Source organism: Streptomyces sp. NPDC059002 (assembly GCF_042740435.1).
GTDB lineage: Bacteria > Actinomycetota > Actinomycetes > Streptomycetales > Streptomycetaceae > Streptomyces.
This window is the reverse complement of record NZ_JBHYJI010000001.1, coordinates 386904-400350: the sequence shown is the minus strand read 5'-3', so window position 1 is coordinate 400350 and position 13447 is coordinate 386904. Positions and strand designations below refer to the sequence as shown.

Sequence of the window (13447 nt, the reverse complement as noted above, 5' to 3'; positions counted from 1 at the left end):
GGACACCTGTCGGCCGCCGCCGTACGGGTTGCCGCGGGAGGCCGCCAGGACCGCCATTACCTGGCGCGTAATCGACCCGTCGGCGCCGCCCCGACACAGTGGTGTCACCGGATCCGGTCCGGCGCACTCCGGCCCGGATCCGGCTTCCCGAACCGCTCTTCGCCCTGCTTGGAGGCTGATCCCGCATGTCCGCGTTCCAGCTCACCGCCCTGGCCCGCACGACCGACCCGCAGCTGATGCTGCGCCGCTTCCTCGCCCTGGACGCGGTCGTGACCACCGGCAACGGACTCGCGTACGCCGCCGCGTCGGGCCCCCTCGGACGCTTCCTCGGCGTCGACTCCGGCCTGCTGCTCGTCCTCGGCGTCTTCCTGGCCCTCTACGGCGCGGGCGTCGGGTACCTCGCGTCCCGCAAGAGCCCGCCGACGCTGCCCGTCCGCGCGGTGATCGAGCTGAACGCCGCCTGGGCGCTGCTCAGCATCGTCGCACTCGTCGCCTGGCTCTCGCCCGGCACCGCGGGCGCCGTGTGGATCCCGCTGCAGGCCCTGACGGTGGGCGGCTTCGCGGCGCTGCAGTACGCGGCGCTGCGGGGGATCGCGGACGGTCGCTAGGCCATCAGCGACTGCAGGTACTTGGACGTCGCCGGGTCGGCCGGGAGGAGTGTCTCGATGGCCAGCTCGGCGACCGTCACGTCCATGGGCGTGTTGAACGTGGAGATGGACGAGATGAAGGACAGGACGTGCCCTTCGTGCTCGACGCGCAGGGGCAGCGCGAAGTACGGGACGTCCGTGCCGGCGTCGAAGGCGTCGACCCCGGGATCCGCCACCGGGTAGGCGGCCACCTCGTCGTACACGGCGCGCAGCGCGGCGGAGCGCTGCAGGGCGATCTGCCGCTCCATCTGGTGCAGCAGATGCCCGCGCCACTCCCGCAGATTGCGGATCCGCGGGGCGAGGCCCTCGGGGTGGAGGGTGAGGCGCATCGCGTTCAGCGGGGCCTGCGCCAGCAGGTGCTCGGGGATGCCGTCGAGCAGCACGGCGAGGCTGCGGTTCGCCGCGATCACGTCGTACGCCGCGTCGACGACCAGCGCCGGATACGGCTCGTAGCCGCTCAGGAGCCGGTCCAGGCTCTCGCGCAGCGCGCCCATCGACGGGTCGTCGAGCGGCGTCTCACGGAAGCGCGGCGCGTAACCGGCCGCGAGCAGCAGGGAGTTGCGCTCCCGCACCGGCACGTCGAGGTGGTCGGCGAGGCGCAGCAGGAACTCCTCGCTCGGCCGCGACCTGCCGTTCTCGACGAAGCTGATGTGCCGCGCCGATGAATCCGCGCGCAGGGCCAGTTCCAGCTGGCTGACGCGGCGGCGCTCGCGCCAGCCGCGCAGCAGGGGGCCCACCCCGGTGGTGTTCCCCTGGGCGTTCCCTCGGGCATTCCCCTTGTGGGGCGCGGCGGTTGTCATACGTAGACGGTAATCGAAAGGGAGTGTGGCAAGGTGAGCCGGAGACGGACTCCGTGCCGCGCCGGACACGGGACGCGCCCCGTGCCCGACCCGGACGACCTGGAAGGAAGCGTGGCCCATGACCCCCGAACCGCTTTCCCTGAAGGAGATCGAGGACCGCCTGGCCGAGCTGCCCGGCTGGTCGCTCGACGGTGACCGGATCACCCGTTCGTACCGGCTCGGCTCGCACTTCGCGGCGGCCGCCCTGGTCCTGCACATCGCCCAGACGCAGGAGGAACTCGGTCACCACTCCGACCTGAGGCTCGGCTACAACACCGTCACCCTCTCCGTGAACACGCACAGCGCGGGCGGCGCGCTCACCGACCTCGACTTCGAACTCGCCCGCAGGGTCGAGGCGTTCGCGCCCGGCCACGGCGCGGAATGACGTCGATGCTCGACTACAGCAAGGAAGCCGACCGCTACGACGCCTCACGCGGCGGCGAGCCGCGCGCGGCGGCCGCGGCGGACGCCGTGCTCGGACTGCTGCCCCCGGACACCGCCAGCCTCCTCGACGTGGCCTGCGGCACCGGCCTCGTCACCCGGCGGCTCGCCGCACGGCAGGGCCTGCGGGTGACCGGGGTCGACGCGGCGTACCGCATGGCCCGGATGGCCGCGGACCGCGTTCCGGGGGCCGTGGTGCTCGGCGACAGCCGCCGACTGCCGTTCCCGGACGGCGCGTTCGACGCCGTCAGCACGGTGTGGCTGCTGCATCTGCTGTCCGGCGAGGAGGAGACGTCGTCCGTCGTCGCCGAGTGCGCGCGCGTGCTGCGGCCCGGCGGAACCCTCGTCACCACCGTCGACAAGGCCGCGTCGCACGACGTGGGCAGCGACATCGACGCCGTGCTCGCGCCGCGTCCGATACGTCCCGCGGTCGACCGCGCGGAATCGGTCGGTGCGATCGCGGCGGCGCACGGCCTCGTGCCCGCGGGCCAGGCCAGGTTCCGCGGCCACGGGCAGGGCCGCTCGCCCCGCTCCACGGTGGACGACCTGCACCGGGGCTGGTTCACGCGGATCGCCCCCGACGGGCCGCTCGCCGCGCGGCTCGCCGCGGGGCTCGCGGAACTCCCCGACCAGGAAGTCCCGCGCCCCGACCCGTGGTTCACGCTGCGGTCGTTCCGCAAGCGCGGCTGACGGGCGCTCAGACGGAGCGGTCGGCCGGGGCCCCGGCGCCGCCGGAGGAACCCGTGCCGCCGAACGCGCCCGACGCGCCGAACGCCCGCTCGGCGAAGCGTTCCCCGATGCGGCGGTGCGCGGCAGCGTCCGGGTGCAGATCGTCGGGCAGGGGCAGCTCCGCGAAGTCGGCCTCTCCGTAGAGGTGGCGGCCGTCGAGGTAGTGCAGGTTCGGGTCGTCGGCCGCCCGCTCCCGCACGATCCGCGCCAGCTCGGCGCGGATGACGGAGAGCGTCAGCTTCCCGCTCGCGGTCTCCGCCGGGTCGCCCGTGGCCCGGAAGCGCAGCCGACCCTCGCCGAGAGCGGAGAGGTCGAAGGCGCAGGGGCCCGGGGTGTCCTCGTGGATCGGGCACAGGATGGGCGAGACGACGAGCAGCGGCGCCGTGGGGTGTCCTTCGCGCACGGTGTCGAGGAAGCCGTGCACGGCGGGGCCGAAGGCGCGCAGGCGCATCAGATCCGCGTTCACCACGTTGATGCCGATCTTGAGGCTGATCAGGTCGGCCGGGGTGTCCCGTATCGCGCGGGCGGTGAACGGGTCGAGCAGCGCGCTGCCGCCCAGACCCAGATTGATCAGCTCCGCGCCGCCCAGGGATGCGGCGAGCGCGGGCCACGTGGTGGTGGGGCTCGCGGCGTCGGAGCCGTGACTGATCGAACTGCCGTGGTGCAGCCACACTGTGCGGCCCCGGTCCGGCACGGGCTCGACGGGCGCGTCGGTGCGCAGTGCGACGAGCTCGGTGGTCTCGTTGTGCGGCAGCCAGATCTCGACGTCCTTCTCGCCCGCGGCGAGCCCGTCGAAACGGACGGTGCCGACCGGTCCTGGCCGGTGCTCGGCGGTGCCGGTGCTCAGGTCGATGGTCAGCGTGTTGCCGCCGCCGACGCTTGCCCGGCCGGCCGGGCGCCCGTCGACGAGCAGGTCGTACACGCCGTCGGGGCGGGGCGGGGCGCCCGGGTAGACGCGCTTGGTGGCCAGCGTGTCGAGCTCCACGGCGGTGGCGCGGGTCCGGAAGACCAGGCGTACGCCGGAGGGCTGGGACTCCACCATGGCGAGCTGCCCGTCGGCGCACTGGGCACGGGCCCTGGCGGGCAGCCGGTGCGGCAGGACGCCGTGGGCGGTGCGCTCCAGGTCGAGCGCGCCGCGCAGGAGGTCGGCGGTGAGGGGGGTGCTGATGGGAGTGGCGGTGGACGGGGCGGTGGACGTGGCGGTGGTGTGCTCGGTGTTCATTGCCTCAGCCTGTTGATTCAGGGGGTTCGGGGTTCGGGGTTCGTTCGGGGTACGGGATGGTGCGTCGCGCGTCGCCCGGCCGGTGCGGCCGGTGCTCAGGCCGTCGTGGTCCAGCCGCGCAGCAGGGCGTCGAGGCGGTCCAGGGTCCACTCCCAGGACTCCTGCGAGTCCGGGGCGCTGTGGCTGAAGCCGCCGGCCAGTTCGAGGCTGACGTAGCCGTGGAAGACGCTGCCGAGGAGCCGCACCGCGTGGGTCTGGTCCGGTTCGGCCAGGTCGTAGCCGCGCAGGATCGCCCGCATCATCTGTGCGTGCCTGGCCCCTGCGCTCGCCGCGGCCGCCTCCGGGTCGAGCCGGAACTGGGCCGCCGCGTAGCGGCCGGGGTGCTCCCGCGCGTAGTCGCGGTAGACGTTCGCGAAGGCGGCCAGGGCGTCCCTGCCCGCGCGCCCGGCGAGCGCGGCGGAGCCCCGGTCGGCGAGTTCCGCGAGGGCGAGCAGGGCGATCCGGGTCTTCAGGTCGTGGGAGTTCTTCAGGTGCGAGTACAGGCTCGCGACCTTGACGTCGAACTGCCGGGCGAGCGCGGACACGGTCACCTGCGCGAAGCCGACCTCGTCGGCCAGCTCGGCTCCCGCCGTGACGAGTCGTTCCGTGGTCAGTCCTGCGCGTGCGGCCATGAGGTCCTCTCCTTCCGTTCCTGCCGTGCCTTCCGTGTTCCTAAAGCAATAGTGCACCTGCCTAAAAGCTTTAGGCAAATTGGATACTGCTTCAGGCTGGTGGGGCATCGGCGCGCACACTTGCCGGAACAGCAAGGCGGGTAGGCGGAAACGGGAAATGGGGAGCAGGCTGGCACCGTTCCCCCGCGAGGGCGGGCAGCGACTGCCCCGCCGCGGAGGGCGGGCAGAGAAGGAACAGGAAGGCGGCGGACAACGATGGCGCACGGACAGACACCCGGCCACCACCACGACCACGATCACGACCCCGGCCAGGGCCGGACGGAGACCCACACCCACACCCACTCGCATGGACACGGTCACGGTCACGGCGACGTCGACTGGGCTGCCATGGGCACCTACCTGGAGCGGTACGCGAAGATCGCCGCGCCGATGTACCGGGAGGCGGCCGCGTGGGTGCGGCAGTGGACCCCGAAGCCCGGCGTCGTGGCCGACGTCGGCAGCGGCCCCGGCGGCGTGGCGTTCCTGCTGGCCGAGGCGTTCCCCGGCGCGCAGGTCATCGCCGCCGACCCGGAGGAGCCGCTCCTGGAGCGGGCCCGCGACCGCGCGGAGCGGGAGGGCGTCGCCGACCGGTTCAGCACGGTCCGCGTGGAACTCCCGGACAGCATCGGCCAGTTGCCGCCCGCCGACCTCCTGTGGCTCGGCAAGTCCCTGCACCACGTCGGCGACCAGGGCGCGGCGCTCGCCGCCCTCGCGGAACGGCTCGCCCCCGGCGGCGCGCTCGCCCTTCTGGAGGGCGGCCTGAGCGCCCGCAGCCTGCCCCGCGACATCGGCTTCGGTACACCGGGTCTGCAGGCCCGCATGGAGGCGTACGACGAGGAGTGGTTCGCCGGGATGCGCGCGAGCCTCCCGGGCGCGAAGCGCGAGACGGAGGACTGGCCCGCGCTCCTCGGTGCGGCGGGCCTGCGCCACGTGGCGAGCCGCAGCTTCCTGCTCGACCTGCCCGCCCCCCTCTCGGCGGACGCCCGCGCCCACCTGGTCGACGAACTCACCCGCCGCCGCGAGATGCGCGCCGAGAGCCTCGCCGCCGACGACGACCTCGCCACCATCGACCGCCTCATCGACCCGGCCGACCCGGCGGGCCTGATGCGGCGCCCCGATGTGTTCCTGCTGGCCGTGCAGACGGTGCATGTGGCGGTGAAGGACGACGGCGCGACGTCCTGACCGGAGCCGCCGCCCCGGCCGGGCTCAACAGCGGCCGGGGCGCGCGTACAACGTGACGCGGAACTCCTGGCCGTGCCAGGTGCGGCACGGTTCGAAGCGCTCCCTGAGGATGTCGCGCTTCATGCTCTCCGCCTCGCCCGTGCCGCCCGGGTCCCCCGACGGGTCGGTGACGAAGACGACCCGGGGCCGGGTCAGCAGACGGGCCCGGATGACGTCGGCGGGGACCTCGGTGCCGTACAAGGTGTGCGAGGCGGCCGGGCTCCGGTCGAGGGCGAGGTCGCGCAGGCCCGCGAAGGCGCCGGGGTCGGGCAGCGACCACACCCTGCGCCGCAACGGCATGTACAGCACGGCATCGCCCCGGGCCGAGGCGTCGGCGATGGCCCGCGCGGCCGCCGTCGCGTTGTCCAGGCGGCTCTGCGGGGTCCGCAGATGGGCGCTGACGGGCACGAGCGTGGTCACGGCGACGGCGATGACGACGAGTGCCGTGGCGCGCTGCCGCCCGGTGACCGCACCCGCCGTGCCGAGCACGGTGCCGAGCAGCGGGCCGATGAGCAGGGCGAGACCGGCGTACCCGTAGAGGACGTAACGGTCCACGTACAGAGGCGTGATGGGGGTGAGTGCCAGGAGCGTGGCGGTGGGGGCGACGAGCAGCGACAGGGCGAGCCGCGGCAGTTCGACGGGGCGGTGCGGGAAGGCGCCCGGCGTCCACTTCCTGAGCAGCGCGGCGCAGCCGGCCCCGACCACGCACACGCCGACGGCTGCCGCGTACCAGCCCACGTTGACGTGCAGCCAGGCCACTTGGGCCTTCTGCCGCTCGCTCACGACCACGAGCGGGGCGAGCCCCACGACCACGGCACCGGCCGCCGCGGCCCAGCGCCCGCGGACCGCGCGGGGCACCGCGAGGGCGTGCGCGGCCAGCGCGAACACCGCGAACTCGTGCAGCAGGCAGGCCACCAGCAGCACGGCGCCGTACGCACACCACAGCCGCCGCGCCCGCCGCCCCTCCGCTGAGCCGGGGACGGGCACGGACGCGGCGATCGCGCGCACCAGCAGATACGTCGCCCAGACGACCAGCGCGCACACCATCGCGTACGAACGCCCCTCCTGGGCGAACCGCTGGACCGGCGGCAGCACCGCGAAGACCACCCCGGAGAGCAGCCCCGCCCGCCGCCCCGCGAGCCGCCCGCCGAGCACGGCCACACCGGCGGCGGCCGCGGCCATGGCAAGGACGGACGGGACGCGCAGGACCAGCAGCGGGTCCGCGCCGCCGGTGAGCCGGAACAGGCCGTGCATCAGCAGGTAGTAGAGCCCGTGGACGGCGTCGGCGTTCCCGAGCGTCTGCCAGAGGCCGGAAACGCCGCGGCGCGCGACGTCGTACGTCACCACCTCGTCGCGCCACATGGTGCCCTCGCGGCGCACGCCCCACAGGCCGAGGGCGAGGGTGAGGAGCGTGCCCGGCAGGACGAGGACCGAGCGCCGTGCGAGGGAGCGGGCCCGGGTGCCGAACGGGTCCTTCTTGGCGGGTTCTCGGGTCTGTTCCGCGAGATCGGAGCGGAGGGTGGTGGCGATGACGTACTCCCCGTGCGCAGACGTCGGCTTTCCCTGGTCAGGGCCCAAGTGCAGGGCCGTGGAGCCGAGTTCAGCGGCGCGGGAATTGATGGGCAGCCCTGTTTCCGCCGTCCGATCAATTGCTAGCGTGGGACCGGATCTTGACCGGAGGGGCCGGGCGGTATCCGGGGGAGGCGGTCGGCATGGGGCGTCGCGAGAAGCCTCTGGAGCCGACGGCCGGGCCCGTCCAGCGCCTCGCGCACGAGCTGCGCAAGCTCCGCGTGGACGCGGGCGGCCCCACCTACCGCGAGATGGCCCGGCGTGTCCCGTACGCCGCACCCACGCTCTCCGCCGCGGCCGCCGGGGAGCGGCTGCCGACGCTGCCCGTGCTGCTCGCCTACGTCCGCGCGTGCGACGGGGATCCACAGGAGTGGGAGCGGCGCTGGTACGAGACGGTCGCCGAGGACGCCGACCGCGACCGCGCGGACGACGGCGCATCGCCCTATCCGGGGCTCGCCCGGTTCGGCCCCGACGACCGGGACCGCTTCCACGGCCGCGACGACCTCGTCGGCGACCTGCTGCGCCTGACCGCGCGGCGGCGCGTCGCCGTGGTGCTCGGTGCCTCGGGCAGCGGCAAGTCGTCCCTGCTCAGGGCCGGGCTGATACCGGCCCTTCGGGAGTCGGCGGGACCACCGGAGCTGGCCGCGATCCGTCTCCTGACCCCGGGCGACCGGCCCGCCCGCAGCCACGCGGACCTGTTCACCCCCGCGGCGGGCGACGGCGACACGCTGCTCGTGGTCGACCAGTTCGAGGAGGTCTTCTCGCTCTGCCACGACCCGGCGGAACGGGCCGCCTTCCTGGACCGGCTGCTCGCGGCCCGCGACCCCGCGAGCAGGCTGCGCGTCCTGCTCGCCGTGCGCGCCGACTTCTACGGCAGATGCGCCGAACACGGCGGGCTCGCCGCTGCCCTCGGCGACGCGGGCCTCCTCGTCGGTCCCATGTCGCCAAGTCGCCTCAGAGAAGCCGTCGTCAGGCCCGCGGCGGCCGAACGGCTCGTCGTGGAACGCTCCTTGACGGCCCGGATCGTCGCCGACGTGGCGGACGAGCCGGGCGGTCTGCCGCTCATGGCGCACGCGCTGCGCGAAGTCTGGCGGCGGCGCAACGGCAAGACCCTGACGGTGGCGGCGTACGAGGCGATCGGCGGGGTCAGGGGAGCCGTCGCGCACACCGCCGAGGACGTCTACGGGCGTCTTTCCGGGCGCGAGGCCGCCATGGCGCGCTCGCTGCTCCTGCGGATGGTGGCGCCGGGCGACGGCACGCAGGACACCCGGCGCCCCGTCGACCGGGCCGAACTGCCGGCGGGCTGCGCCGATGTGCTGGAACGCCTCGTCTGTGCCCGCCTGTTGACCGTCGACGGCACCACGGTCGAACTCGCCCATGAGGCGCTGCTCAGCGCGTGGCCGCGGCTGCGGGGGTGGATCGAGGAGGACAGGGAGCGGCTGCGGCTGCACCGGTCGCTCACGGAAGCCGCAAGCGCCTGGGCCGAGTTGGCGCGCGATCCGGGCGCGGTGTACCGGGGGACGCGTCTCGCGGCGGCGCGCGAGGCGTTCGGGGCGGTCCCGGACGGTGACGCGCTGGAACTGACGCCGCTGGAAAGGGAGTTCCTCGACGCCGGGATCGAGGCCCACGACCACGCCCTGCGCGCCCGCAGCCGCGCCGCGCGGCGTACTCGCGCCCTCCTGGGCGCCCTCGCCGTCGTGCTCTGCCTGGCCGCCGTGGCGGGCGCGATCGCCTGGCAGCAGAACCGGAACGGGCGGCGCCAGGACGCCGAGGCCGAGGCGCGGCGCGTCGTCGGCGTCGCGGCGACCCTGCGCACGTCCGACCCGGTCGCCGCCATGCGCCTGAGCGTGGCGGCCTGGCGGATCGCGGATCTGCCCGAGACGCGGGAGGCGGTACGGACGGCGGGCGCGCAGCGGGAGGTGGCGGCGTTCTCCGGCGGCGGCGGCGCGGAGACCGCCACGACGGCGCGGTACCTCAGCGCCGACGGCCGCGTCCTGACGGTGGCCGACAAGGGGAAGGCGACGCGATGGGACCTGCGCGGGCCGCGCAGGATCGGCGTCTTCGACCCGCCGGGAGCCGCCGGCGACGACCTGGACGTCAGCGCGGACGGACGGCTGATCGCGCTGGCCACCGGACGCGGCGTGCAGGTGTGGGACCTGCGGCGGGAGCGTCCCGTGGGCCCGCCGCTGGGGGCCGCCGATGCGCGGCACTGGGACGGGCGGTTCGGACCCGGCGGGCGGACGTTCCTCCTCCAGCACGAGGAGCGCGGCGAGGTCCAGGTGTGGGACGTACGCCGCCACCGCCTGCTGGCCGAGGTGACCGGCGTGGCCACCAGCAGCGCGCCGTTCTCCGCCATGAGCCCCGACGACCGGCTCCTCGCCACCTGCTCGGCCGAGGGCAGGCTCGCCGTCCGGGACGTCGTCGCGGGACGGGCGCTGCCCAGGACGTGGCCGCGCGCACTGGACCGGCACGCCTGCGGGGCGCAGGAGGTGCTGTTCACGCCGGACAGCAGGGCGCTCGCCGTTCCGCTGACGGGTGGCATCCGCACCTGGGACGTACGGTCCGGGCGGGAACGCCCCGGCATCGAACTGCCCGGCGCGGCCGAGCCGTCGGTGGACTTCAGCGCGGACGGCGCCACGGCGGTCGCCCTCGCGGACGGGGAGGTCGTCCTGTGGCGTACGGCGGACCCGGACACTCCGCTGCTCCGCCACGCGTACGACGAGAACACGGTCCAGGACGTGCGGCTCGACACGGCGGACGGCGTGGTCCGGCTGCGGGTGAGCGCCACGGAGGTCCGCACGCTCGACGTCCGCGACGCACTGGCGCGCGAACCGCTGAAGCACCCGCTGACGAAGGCCCGGTTCAGTCCCGACGGCCGCACGCTCGCCGTGGTGGAGCGGCGGGGCGATGAACGGAAGGTGCTGCTCCGCGACGCACGGGACGCGCAGCCGTCGTCCGTGCCGCCCGTGCTCCCCGGCCGCTGGTGCGAGGACTGCGCGGACCCGCTCCTCGCGTTCTCGCCGGGCGGCGGCACGTTCGCGTACACCGAGGACGCCGCGCGCGGGACGACGGTGCGGCAGTGGGACGTACGTCGTGGTGGTGTCGCCTCCCGTACGACCGTGGCCACGCGGGCGGACGGCCTCGTGCAGCCCACGGAGGGCGGGCGGGTCCTCACGGCGGGCGCGCCGCCCGGCACGCAGGACCACGACGATCCCCGCGCCGTCGTGTGGCGGATCGACGGGCGCGCCAGCACCCGGCTGCTGCACCGCAGGCTCCCCGGCGACCTCGTCCTCACGCCCGACGGCCGTCGACTGCTCACCCTGAACGGCGAGTTGACCGACCTGGACACGGGGCGCACGGCACGCGTGCTGCGCGGGGAGGACGAGCTGATCGCCGCGGCCTTCAGTCCCGAAGGGCGTCAGCTGGCGGTGGCCGACAGGAACGGCAGGATCGCGCTGTGGAACGGCGCCGGTACGCGCCCGCTCGGCGTCCTCGCGTCGGCCCTGCGGACCCGGGGCGACGACCTGGCGGCCGCGCCCGTCATCGCCTTCTCCGCCGACGGCCGGCTGCTCGCCGTGAGCGCCGCCGACGGCTCCGTCCGCGTCTGGGAGACCGGCACGCCGCGGCTCTCGGGAGCCGTGTACCCGGCGACCGGAGGACCCGTCATCGCCCTCGGCTTCGCGGGGGACGAGCTGCGGGTGGCGACGGCGCACCGCACGCCCCGCGCCGTGCCCGTGGCGGCGGGCCGTGCCGCGGCGGCGGTCTGCGAGCGCGCGGGCGGCGGCCTCACCCGGCAGGAATGGCGCACCTATCTGCCCAACTCCAGGTACATGGACACCTGTTGACGTACAGTCGGGCGGACTCTGCAGTCCGGGGAGGGGCGCGGCGGCGTGAGCGAACTGATGCGGTGGGAGTCGGACGGGGGCCCCGTCGTGGTCGAAGTGGACTCCAGGGACCCGGGGTTCAGGTCGGTGGCGCGGCGCGGTGACGGCGACGAGATCCATGATGTCGACGCCCGCTTCGAGTCCGCGCTCGGCAATGTGCGGGGCGCCGCGCTGTCCGCGCTGCGGACCTTCCGGGACCGGACCCTCGATCCGGACGGGATCGAGCTGGAGTTCGGGGTCAAGCTCAGCGCCGTCGCGGGTGCCGTCATCGCGAAGACCGCGGCCGAGGGGCATCTGACGGTCAAGCTCACCTGGTCGAAGGCGTCGAAGCCGTCGCAGGAGCCGCGGACCGACGGGCCAGGGAGCGACCGCCCCGGGACCGAAGGGTCCGGACCCGAAGGATCCGGGCAGGGTGTTCGGCAGGACGGCGGCGGTCAGGGCGTGCAAGGCGAATAATGGCGGGCATGCACTGGCGTGCCCGGATCGGCACGGTCGACGGCGTCCCCAGAGGGGCGGGCGTGCTGGTCGACGGCACCCGGCTGATCACCTGCGCCCATGTCGTCGAGGGGCTCGACGAGGTCTCCGTGACGCTGCCCGGGTGCGCCGAAGCGCTGCACGGGGCCGTGGCCTGGGTCGGGGACTGGCGGCGCGTCGGGGACCGCGGCGACGTGGCCGTGGTCGCACTCGACCGGGCGGCCCGCGTGCCGCCGTGCGGGTTCGCGCCGCTCGACGTCCTGCGGCCGCGCGCGGGACACGTCGTACGCGAACTGCGCGCGCTCGGCTTCCCGTTCGGCCACGAGAAGGAGGGCACGCACGTCACGCTGCGCACCAGCGCCGACCGGCTGCTCGGCCAGGAGTGGCTGGAGATCGACGTCGAGCAGGCCCATCTGCAGCGCCTGGGCGAGGGATTCAGCGGCGCCGCCGTCTACGACCCGGAGACCGGCCTCGTCGTCGGCATCGTCACCGACGCCGTGCTCGACGGGGAACAGGAAGGCTACATCGGGCGGATGCTGCCCCTCGACACCCTGCGCGGCCACTGGGAGGAGCTGGACGACCTCCTGCCGCTCGACTGGCTGCCGACGCTGCCGCGCCGCGAACTGCGCGCCCTGTTCGACGGCGTGCGGATCGACCCGGCGAGCCTGGAACTGATCGTCCGGCGGGCCTTCCCCACCTTCCGCCGCCCCCTGCCCGCCTTCCGGTCCGTCTGGCACGCCGTCCGGTACGTCGCCGAGGAACTGACCGGCGAGGACCGCCTGGTGCGGCTGCTGGACTCCCTGCGCGCGGCCGGGCCGCCCGGAGTGGACGTCGGACGGTGGCTGCGCCGGTGGATGCCCGGGCAGTGGGAGGAGGCCGAGGCCCGCGACGTGGTCGCGCCCACCGGCTCCGTGATGTTCCGGGCCGAGTCGATGACCCGCGGTGCCGGGCTCGACCTCTCCGTGTGCACGGTGGTCGACGGCGTGCCGGTCGGCAGGTCGGGGCCCGTACGGATCCGGCCCCGCCAGCTGCGTACGAAGGTCGAGGCGCTGCTCGCCGAACAGGTCGGCAAGGTCCACGAGTTCGACTGGATGCTGGAGTTCGTGGTGCCGGAGCGGCTGATGAGCGAGCCGTTCGAGGAGTGGCAGATCCATGAACCGGGCGCCGCCCGCCCCCGGCCGATGCGCACCGTGCCCGTCGTGGTCCGGCACATGGACCGCCTCAAGCCGCTCACCGTCTCGCGGCTCACCCGCAGACGCTGGGAGACGGTGCGGGCCCGCGGCGAGACCAGACCGCTGCGCGTGGAGTGCGGACTGCCGTACGGGTACGACGAGTTCCACGACTGGCTGGACGCCGACGACGACGTGTGCGCCCTCGCGTACGCGGCGACACCCGCGGGCGACTGGCTCGCCGCCGCCCTCGACACCGGTGTCCCGATCATGCTGTGGCGGCGCCACGACTGCGGCGCCGACGGCCACGCCCACTGCGCGCCCGACAAGTTCCTGGACCGGCTCACGGACGCGGTGGCCGCCCTCGACCCCGACCGGCTGCCCTGCGAGGTGATGCGGCTGCGCAAGGAGGCCCGCTCCCCGGACAAGGGCGACGCCGAGCACTGCGGACACCGCCTGACCCTGTTCTGGGACGACCCGGAACGCAAACCGGATCCACCGCTGGCGATGGGGACGAGGGGAGAACCGTGAGTGGGCAGGAC

Annotated in this window: 11 protein-coding genes; 7 read left to right on the top strand and 4 right to left on the bottom strand. The window is 74.5% G+C overall.

Going from position 1 to position 13447, the window contains the following annotated elements; all coding sequences use genetic code 11:
* Positions 1 to 185: 185 nt before the first annotated feature.
* Positions 186 to 608 (top strand): hypothetical protein, encoded by a 423-nt coding sequence (locus tag ACFWZ2_RS01645; RefSeq protein ID WP_384540140.1) that lies wholly within the window; start codon positions 186 to 188, stop codon positions 606 to 608.
* On the opposite strand, the gene ACFWZ2_RS01640 is transcribed toward ACFWZ2_RS01645, so the two are convergent.
* The gene (locus ACFWZ2_RS01640; protein WP_384540137.1) at positions 605 to 1447 is read right to left on the bottom strand and encodes a helix-turn-helix domain-containing protein; all 843 of its coding nucleotides are present in this window, start codon (positions 1445 to 1447) and stop codon (positions 605 to 607) included. The two genes, ACFWZ2_RS01645 and ACFWZ2_RS01640, sit on opposite strands and share 4 nt — an antisense overlap.
* A 118-nt stretch (positions 1448 to 1565) precedes the next feature.
* Between ACFWZ2_RS01640 and ACFWZ2_RS01635 the strand changes: the two genes are divergently transcribed.
* A complete protein-coding gene (locus ACFWZ2_RS01635) occupies positions 1566 to 1871 on the top strand; it encodes a 4a-hydroxytetrahydrobiopterin dehydratase (protein WP_384540134.1) in 306 nt (101 codons plus the stop codon).
* Positions 1872 to 1876: 5 nt separating this feature from the next.
* Positions 1877 to 2617 (top strand): class I SAM-dependent methyltransferase, encoded by a 741-nt coding sequence (locus tag ACFWZ2_RS01630; RefSeq protein WP_384540131.1) that lies wholly within the window; start codon positions 1877 to 1879, stop codon positions 2615 to 2617.
* Between the two features lie 7 nt (positions 2618 to 2624).
* On the opposite strand, the gene ACFWZ2_RS01625 is transcribed toward ACFWZ2_RS01630, so the two are convergent.
* Both ACFWZ2_RS01625 and ACFWZ2_RS01620 read right to left on the bottom strand, forming a co-directional pair.
* Positions 2625 to 3878: a GDSL-type esterase/lipase family protein gene (locus ACFWZ2_RS01625; protein ID WP_384540128.1), complete on the bottom strand. Its 1254-nt coding sequence runs from the start codon at positions 3876 to 3878 to the stop codon at positions 2625 to 2627.
* 95 nt (positions 3879 to 3973) lie between these two features.
* Positions 3974 to 4549: a TetR/AcrR family transcriptional regulator gene (locus tag ACFWZ2_RS01620; RefSeq protein WP_384540126.1), complete on the bottom strand. Its 576-nt coding sequence runs from the start codon at positions 4547 to 4549 to the stop codon at positions 3974 to 3976.
* A gap of 255 nt (positions 4550 to 4804) precedes the next feature.
* On the opposite strand from ACFWZ2_RS01620, the gene ACFWZ2_RS01615 reads away from it, so the two are divergent.
* Entirely contained in the window at positions 4805 to 5770 is a 966-nt protein-coding gene (locus ACFWZ2_RS01615; RefSeq protein WP_384540123.1) for a class I SAM-dependent methyltransferase, read from the top strand.
* A gap of 24 nt (positions 5771 to 5794) precedes the next feature.
* Here the strand turns inward: ACFWZ2_RS01615 and ACFWZ2_RS01610 are convergent, their stop codons facing one another.
* Complete coding sequence (locus ACFWZ2_RS01610; RefSeq protein ID WP_384540120.1) at positions 5795 to 7387, bottom strand: hypothetical protein; 1593 nt, start codon at positions 7385 to 7387, stop codon at positions 5795 to 5797.
* A 134-nt stretch (positions 7388 to 7521) separates the two neighbouring features.
* On the opposite strand from ACFWZ2_RS01610, the gene ACFWZ2_RS01605 reads away from it, so the two are divergent.
* From ACFWZ2_RS01605 to ACFWZ2_RS01595, 3 genes are read left to right on the top strand one after another with little or no spacing between them, the layout of a single operon-like run.
* Positions 7522 to 11223, top strand: a complete 3702-nt coding sequence (locus ACFWZ2_RS01605; protein WP_384540118.1) for a hypothetical protein — start codon at positions 7522 to 7524, stop codon at positions 11221 to 11223.
* Between the two features lie 45 nt (positions 11224 to 11268).
* Entirely contained in the window at positions 11269 to 11718 is a 450-nt protein-coding gene (locus ACFWZ2_RS01600; protein WP_384540115.1) for a CU044_2847 family protein, read from the top strand.
* 8 nt (positions 11719 to 11726) lie between these two features.
* The gene (locus ACFWZ2_RS01595; protein ID WP_384540112.1) at positions 11727 to 13436 is read left to right on the top strand and encodes a trypsin-like peptidase domain-containing protein; all 1710 of its coding nucleotides are present in this window, start codon (positions 11727 to 11729) and stop codon (positions 13434 to 13436) included.
* Positions 13437 to 13447 lie beyond the last annotated feature (11 nt).

Excerpts from the sequence above, each read along its gene's own strand:
- ACFWZ2_RS01645 (WP_384540140.1), top strand. The coding sequence starts at position 186 with ATGTCCGCGTTCCAGCTCACCGCCCTGGCCCGCACGACCGACCCGCAG.
- ACFWZ2_RS01630 (WP_384540131.1), top strand. The coding sequence starts at position 1,877 with ATGCTCGACTACAGCAAGGAAGCCGACCGCTACGACGCCTCACGCGGC.
- ACFWZ2_RS01640 (WP_384540137.1), bottom strand. The coding sequence starts at position 1,447 with ATGACAACCGCCGCGCCCCACAAGGGGAATGCCCGAGGGAACGCCCAG.
- ACFWZ2_RS01615 (WP_384540123.1), top strand. The coding sequence starts at position 4,805 with ATGGCGCACGGACAGACACCCGGCCACCACCACGACCACGATCACGAC.
- ACFWZ2_RS01595 (WP_384540112.1), top strand. The coding sequence starts at position 11,727 with ATGCACTGGCGTGCCCGGATCGGCACGGTCGACGGCGTCCCCAGAGGG.
- ACFWZ2_RS01620 (WP_384540126.1), bottom strand. The coding sequence starts at position 4,549 with ATGGCCGCACGCGCAGGACTGACCACGGAACGACTCGTCACGGCGGGA.
- ACFWZ2_RS01625 (WP_384540128.1), bottom strand. The coding sequence starts at position 3,878 with ATGAACACCGAGCACACCACCGCCACGTCCACCGCCCCGTCCACCGCC.
- ACFWZ2_RS01635 (WP_384540134.1), top strand. The coding sequence starts at position 1,566 with ATGACCCCCGAACCGCTTTCCCTGAAGGAGATCGAGGACCGCCTGGCC.
- ACFWZ2_RS01605 (WP_384540118.1), top strand. The coding sequence starts at position 7,522 with ATGGGGCGTCGCGAGAAGCCTCTGGAGCCGACGGCCGGGCCCGTCCAG.